Source organism: Nocardia cerradoensis NBRC 101014, from assembly GCF_000308535.1.
GTDB classification, from domain to species: Bacteria; Actinomycetota; Actinomycetes; order Mycobacteriales; family Mycobacteriaceae; genus Nocardia; species Nocardia cerradoensis.
In genome coordinates this window covers 20656-27093 of record NZ_BAFW01000256.1, presented here as the reverse complement: position 1 = coordinate 27093, position 6438 = coordinate 20656, and the positions used below count along the sequence as shown (strand labels likewise).

Annotated in this window: 4 protein-coding genes; 1 reads left to right on the top strand and 3 read right to left on the bottom strand. The window is 69.7% G+C overall.

Features of this window, described 5'->3' with window-relative positions:
• Positions 1-801: 801 nt before the first annotated feature.
• Positions 802-3363, bottom strand: coding sequence for a DUF6049 family protein (locus ON23_RS27665; protein ID WP_039781804.1), 2562 nt, complete (start codon positions 3361-3363; stop codon positions 802-804).
• Positions 3360-3896, bottom strand: coding sequence for an NUDIX hydrolase (locus ON23_RS27660; protein ID WP_064923396.1), 537 nt, complete (start codon positions 3894-3896; stop codon positions 3360-3362). Before ON23_RS27660 ends, ON23_RS27665 begins: the two co-directional genes overlap by 4 nt.
• Before the next feature lie 195 nt (positions 3897-4091).
• Here ON23_RS27660 and ON23_RS27655 point away from each other — a divergent pair, with 195 nt between their 5' ends.
• Entirely contained in the window at positions 4092-5540 is a 1449-nt protein-coding gene (locus ON23_RS27655) for a CCA tRNA nucleotidyltransferase (protein ID WP_039781814.1), read from the top strand.
• 51 nt (positions 5541-5591) lie between these two features.
• Here ON23_RS27655 and ON23_RS27650 read toward each other — a convergent pair whose 3' ends face one another.
• Positions 5592-6407: a hypothetical protein gene (locus ON23_RS27650; protein ID WP_039781803.1), complete on the bottom strand. Its 816-nt coding sequence runs from the start codon at positions 6405-6407 to the stop codon at positions 5592-5594.
• Positions 6408-6438: the final 31 nt, after the last annotated feature.

Here is a 6438-nt window from a genome sequence, read left to right as displayed (position 1 = left end):
TCCTGATTCGGGGGCTCGACCGGTGGGCGCGGTCCGCGCTGTGGCGGCCGAGGCCGTCCCGGCGGCGCGCCGTCCTGCGGCGGGCGAGGACCCCGATGATCCGTCGGGGGGACTTGACGGAACGGCTCGCTCGGCGGCGCGTTCGGCGGCAGTGGCTGCCGCGGCGCGTTCGGCGGCGTCTGGCGCAGCGGCGCGCTCGGCGGGCTCTGCCGGCGCGGCGGATTCTGCGGTCTCGGATATCGGGACCCGTCCGGTGGATTCGGGGGTTCCGGGCGGGGAGATGCCCCGGGCGGAATCTGGCGCGGGCCGGCGCCCGGGGTCTGGCGGATGGGTGCGCTGGGCGGTGACTGCCGGCGCGGGGGCGGGGTGGGTCGTGCTCCGTTCGGGCCGGGCGTCCGGCCCGCGGGGGGTACCTGCGGAATCGGGCCGCTCAGCGGCCGCCGGGGATCGGCCGGATCGGGCCGGGCGTCGTTCGGCGGTAAGCGGTGCGGCGGCGTCCCGTTGGACACGACACCGTTGGCGCCCGAGGGCGGCATCGAGGGATCGGGACTCAGCCGACGCGGTCCACGCTCCCACGGCGCGGCGGGCGCGCGTCGCGGAAAGTGCTCGTCGTCGGCCTGATCGGGCACGACGGGGCCGTCGTACTCGGTCACCGGACCTCCGGTCTGCTCGGCATTCGGGCCGGCCCGTGAATCACCCGGTCGGCACAGTAAGCCGCTGCGCGATTGTCGCTCACTGTGCCTGGTGACCTGCGGGACACCCGCACCCGGTCGGCACAGTAAGCCGCTGCGCGATTGTCGCTCACTGTGCCTCCTCTTCCTGCAGTACTCGTTTGCGGGCGCGCAGGTATCGGTTCAGCCTGCGTCGTTTTCCCGGGTCCAAACCCTTGTCGGCCGGATCGGGCTGTCCCCGGAAGCGGCGCCACAAGCGGCGACCGGCGAGCAGGAACAGCAGTGCACCGGCACATGCGGTAATTATCGCCAACGCTTGACCGTAAGCGTTCGAACGTACCGAAACCGAGGTGGCATTGCCGAGAGGCACTCCGGCCGGTGTGGTAAGGGATATCGGAATCACCAGGTTACGGCTGTCGCTCACCTTGGTCGGAATCTGGAACGAGCGAGTACCCTCCGCCGGAAGCTGCTGCTCACCGATATCGGTGATATTCGTCTCGGCGGGCGCCCCGATCTTGAACCGGATCCGGATCGTGACCGGCAGATCGTTGCGCGCGACCAGCAGCAGCGGACTCTGCTCCGAGGCCAGCGTGTACACCCCGCCCGGCGGCAGCACGCTCACCGAGGAGAACAGCCCGTCCATGGTCCGGGTGGTCTGTTCGAGTCGTCGTTGCGCGGCGGTGTCGGCCTGCGAATCGGTGCCGGTGCGGTCCGAGAGCGTCAGCACCCGGATGAGATCGTCGCGCAACGGCGTGAGGAACGTCCGCGGTGTCGGCTCCTGCTGGGGAATCTCCACCAGGGCGCTCATCAGATCGTCGATCCGATGTTCCTGCTGTCCGACCGGCGCGACGAACTGCTCCGGCACCGCCTGTGCCGCCGCGTCACCGGCGTAGTCCAGGTCGTACGGGCGCGGATCGACCGGCTGGGCGAGCAGATCGGCGAAGGAACGCGGTGTCGCCAGACCGCTGCGGAACATCAACTCCAGGTGCGAGAGCAACGCCCCGGCCTCGTCGCGGTCGGCGCCCCACTGTTGCGGCGGCATCAGAAGGGTGGCGCGGGGACGGGTCTCGGTCGTATTCAGTACCGGCCAGCTCAGCGCGCCGAGTGCGTCCTGCAGTCGAGCGGTGCGGGAGTCGTTGGTGACGGCGTACCGGACCCGGTCGGGGGTGAACGCCGGAGTCGGCGGATTCGACCCGACCGCGGCCAGTGCGGTCGCCGACCACATGTCGAAGGTCGCGACCTTCAACCCGGAATCGGGCGCCGGCGGCGCGGCGTCGGGTTTGGCCGGTGCGGCGGCCGGCAGGCGCACCATCTCCGGTACCACCGACGCCATGTCCGCGGCGACGGAGGCGGTACTGCGCACCGTCGCCTCGCCGCGGCCGGAACCCGTTGCGGTGCTGAGGGAACCGCCCTCGGCCACCGCATTGCCGGAGAGAACGGCGGTGGTGAAACCGCGCTCGGTCAGCATGGTCGCGGCATCGCCTCCGATGGCTCCGGAAGCGGGCAGACTCACCCCGCGCACGGATTTGACCGACAGCAGCGAATCGACGATATCGGCGGGCGCGGTGAGCGCGCGGGCGACCAGATCGGCATCGTGCACGCCGGCCAGCGCGGTCGGGTCCACCTGCGCAAACGGCAGTGCCACCGTGCACATCGTCGGCGCCAGCGCTCGCAGCCGGTCGAGCCACGCCCGCGCGGCCTGCGGACCGGTGCCGTCGCGGGTGGGCCCGTCCGGATCCGACGGGGAGGCCAGTACCCGATATCCCTCGGTCATCTTCGACACGGTGAGCAGCAGGTCCGGGTCCACGGCCAGGCACAGCGATCCGGCCAGCCCGGGACCCGCGCGGCCGGAATCGTGCGACGGGTCGGGTCGCAGCGCCGACTCCAGGGCCGAGACGAGTTGATCCAAGCGGCCGCCCGGGGCCAGCTCCCCGGCCAGTTCGTCGTCGGTGAGCAGCGCCTTGCCGTCCACCGAACCGGGGATGCCGGCGACCATGCGGGGCCGGTCGGCCAGCGGCCACACCATGGTGGTCGCGACCGGCGGCTGCGGTGCGGCGGGAACGGGTTGTGATCCTTGCGCCGCGGCATCGGCGCCGTTCGGCAGGGCGGGCAGGCCGAGTACCGGCAGCAGGAACCGCGCATCGTCGAGGTGCGCCTGATTGCCGTAGGCCGGTTCGCCGTTCACATTCAGCAGCAGCGGATACACGCCCGGTTCGGTGATGCCGAGCGAGTCCGTGACCGGCGGATTGGCGGCCGCGTTGGACATGCCCTCGCGCACCCCGATCCGCAGCGTGAACTGTTTGCGCTGTCCGGGCCCCAATTGGTCGGCGACGTCCTGGAACTGCGCGCTGACCGGGAAGTTCGATTGATCCTGGCGCAGCGTGGACCGCAGTTCACCGGGTTCGGCGATGGCCGCCCCGCGCTGCACCCGCACGCTGACGTCGTCCACCGCGCGATCGCCGATATTGGTCACCGTGCCGGTCAGCGCGAGGACGGAATCGCTGGTGGTGGTGATCGTGCTCGGCGATACCGAATCGAGGGTGAGTTTGAGGAATTTCGGCGCGGCGGTCGAACCTCCCGACCCGGACGGCTGCGCATGGCTCGACCCGGCCGACGGCACGCTCAATACGGCGAGCGCCAGCGAGACGAGCAGGAGCACCCAGCGATGCCCACTGCGACTCGCACGCGTCATTGTCTGCCGCTCTCCATCCGATCTATCAGCCGATTCGCGACCTCGGCCAGACGCCGTTCGTCGGCGTAGGCGAGCCGGGAATCGAGTTCGCTCAACGGCACCCAGGCCACCTTGGTGACCTCGACGTCGGCATCGGAGAGCTCACCCCCCAACGACCGCATCAAGTAATGGTGCACGGTCTTGTGTACCCGACGGCCTTCGGTGACGAACCAGTAGTCGATGCTTCCCAGTTCCGCGACCACCCGGCCGTTGATGCCGGTCTCCTCGGCGACCTCCCGGACGGCGGTCTGTTCGGCCGTCTCCCCCTCTTCGATATGCCCCTTCGGCAGTGACCACAGCAACCGGCCGCGGCGGTCTGTTCGGCCGATGAGCGCGGCGCAGCGCTGTTCGGCGGGCCCGTCGAGGCCGTCGACGACCAGCCCGCCCGCGGAGGTTTCCCGGACGGTGCGCATGCGAGGTTTCGCCGCATTACCGGCCGAACCGCGGCGCCGGGGCTGGCGGCGTCGACTGTTCGCGCGATCGGCCGGAGACACCGGGTCAGTCTAGCCGCGCCGGATCGATGCACTGAACGTGTTCGATGCCGAGTGTCATGCCGCACCGCGGTAGTGGCGCCCGTCCGGTCCGGGCGGGTACCGGCGGGTGCGCACCAACTAAGCTGCTTTTTCGTGGTTTCGCCGAAGTCCGTTGACGCAGAAGTGGAGGACGGCACACAAGTGAAAGGAAGGGCCGTGTCCGACCCCGACGATGATCGCCGGACGCGATTGCTTGCCGCGGCGGCGATCACCCTGGGCCGGCTCTCGGATGTGCTGACTCCGCTGGGCGGCCTGTTCGCCGCGCGCGGCCACGAGCTGTACCTGGTCGGCGGCAGCGTGCGCGACGCCGTGCTGGGCCGGCTCGGCACCGATCTGGACTTCACCACCGACGCCCGGCCCGAGGTCGTACTGGAGATCGTGCGCGGCTGGGCCGACAACCTCTGGGACACCGGCGGTTTGGCGTTCGGCACGGTGAGCGCGTCGAAATCGGGCTGGCAGCTGGAGATCACCACCTTCCGCAGTGACAGCTACGATCGCGTCTCCCGTAACCCCGAGGTCACCTTCGGTGACAGCCTCGAGGGCGATCTGGTCCGCCGCGACTTCACGGTCAACGCGATGGCCGTCCGTATCGGCCCGGCCGGTGATCTGGAATTCGTCGATCCGCTCGACGGCATGGAGGCCCTGCTCGCCGGCGTGCTGGATACTCCTGCGGCGCCGGAGGATTCGTTCAACGACGATCCGCTGCGCATGCTGCGCGCGGCCCGCTTCGTCTCCCAGCTCGGCTTCGAGGTGGCGCCGCGGGTGCGGGTGGCGATCGCGCTGATGGCCGACGAGATCCGCCGCATCACCGCCGAGCGGGTCCGTACCGAACTGGACAAGCTGATCGCGGGTGAACATCCGACCGACGGCATCGACATCATGTGCGAGACCGGGCTGGCCGAACGGGTGCTGCCCGAGGTTCCGGCGATGAAGCTGGAGATCGACGAACACCATCAGCACAAGGACGTCTATCAGCATTCGCTGACGGTGCTGCGCCAGGCCATCGATCAGGAGCAGGGCGATCCGGATCTGGTGCTGCGCTGGGCCGCGCTGCTGCACGACATCGGCAAACCGCCGACCAAACGCAACGAACCCGGCGGCGGTGTCAGTTTCCACCACCACGAGGTCGTCGGCGCGAAGATGGTGCGAAAGCGCATGCGCGCCTTGAAATATCCGAAGCAGTTCACCGAGGACGTGGCGCGGCTGGTCTATCTGCACCTGCGTTTCCACGGCTACGGCAAGGGCCAGTGGACCGATTCGGCGGTGCGCCGCTACGTCACCGATGCCGACGACCTGCTGCCGCGGCTGCACAAACTGGTGCGCGCGGACTGCACCACCCGCAACAAGCGCCGCGCCGCACTGCTGCGCTCGACCTACGACGATCTGGAAGCCCGGATCGAACGCCTGCAGCAGGAGGAGGATCTGCAGCGGGTGCGTCCGGACCTGGACGGCAACGCGATCATGGAACTGCTCGGCCTGGAGCCGGGACCGCAGGTCGGCCGCGCCTGGCGCTACCTGAAGGAGTTGCGGCTGGACCGCGGCCCGCTGACTCGCGACGAGGCCGAGGCCGCGCTGCTCGAATGGTGGAACGCCGGCGGGCAGTAGCGCCGGCGGCACCGGACACGGCGCTCCGGACACGGCGCTCCGGGGTCGGCGTCAGAACACGATCAGCGTGGTGCCGGCGACGATCGCCGCACGCATCTGCCCGAGGTCGAACGAGCCGGTGATCTGCGGGAGTTCGAGCCGGAAATGTACCCGGTCGCCCTGCCGGTCGGCACGCACGATGCGCACGTCGTTGGGCAGGTCCGCCAGGGTCACCGGCGCCACCGAGACCCAGCGCCGCGGCACCCGGACACCCGACCAGGCAGCCTGGTGGACCGCGATCGTGACGAGGTTGTCGCTGATGGCGGCGTCGACCAGCGCCTGAAATCTACGGGTGCGATGGCGCGCGCTGATCAATCCGCTCGGATGCACCTCGAACCGCCAGTCCAGCCGCTTCTCGTTGAGCCATTCGACCAGCGCCGCGGTGGTCACGGTGCCGGTGACGTCGAGTCCGGCGGTGCGCACCTTCGTCGGGACGCCGGGTATCAGCCGCACTCCGTGCGCGATCACCGTCATCTCCTCGATCGGATGTCCGTTCCAGCGCAGGGCGGTCAGCACCGTCTTGGTCTGGAAGTGGGCGCCGCGGCGGCGCACCTTGAGGGTCTGCAGAATCGCGGTCAGATCGTGCCCGAGCAGGGTGGCGGTGACCTCCCGACCGCCGAAGCGGCTCAGGATTCCCTCGCTGAGCAGCGTCATCAGTACATCCGGCATGAGCGCGGTGACCGTACCGGCCCCGAGATCCGCCACCGGGTCGAGCCATGCGGTGGTGAAGGCCGTCCACTGATCCAGCATCTCCGGGTCGAACAGCCGTCGGCCCAGGTCCACTGCCCGCAACGGCGACCAGGATTTGGGATCGAAATAGGTGGCCATGATTGCTTCGAGAGTACTGGCCGCCGGTGAA

Excerpts from the sequence above, each read along its gene's own strand:
- ON23_RS27665 (WP_039781804.1), bottom strand. The coding sequence starts at position 3,363 with ATGACGCGTGCGAGTCGCAGTGGGCATCGCTGGGTGCTCCTGCTCGTC.
- ON23_RS27650 (WP_039781803.1), bottom strand. The coding sequence starts at position 6,407 with ATGGCCACCTATTTCGATCCCAAATCCTGGTCGCCGTTGCGGGCAGTG.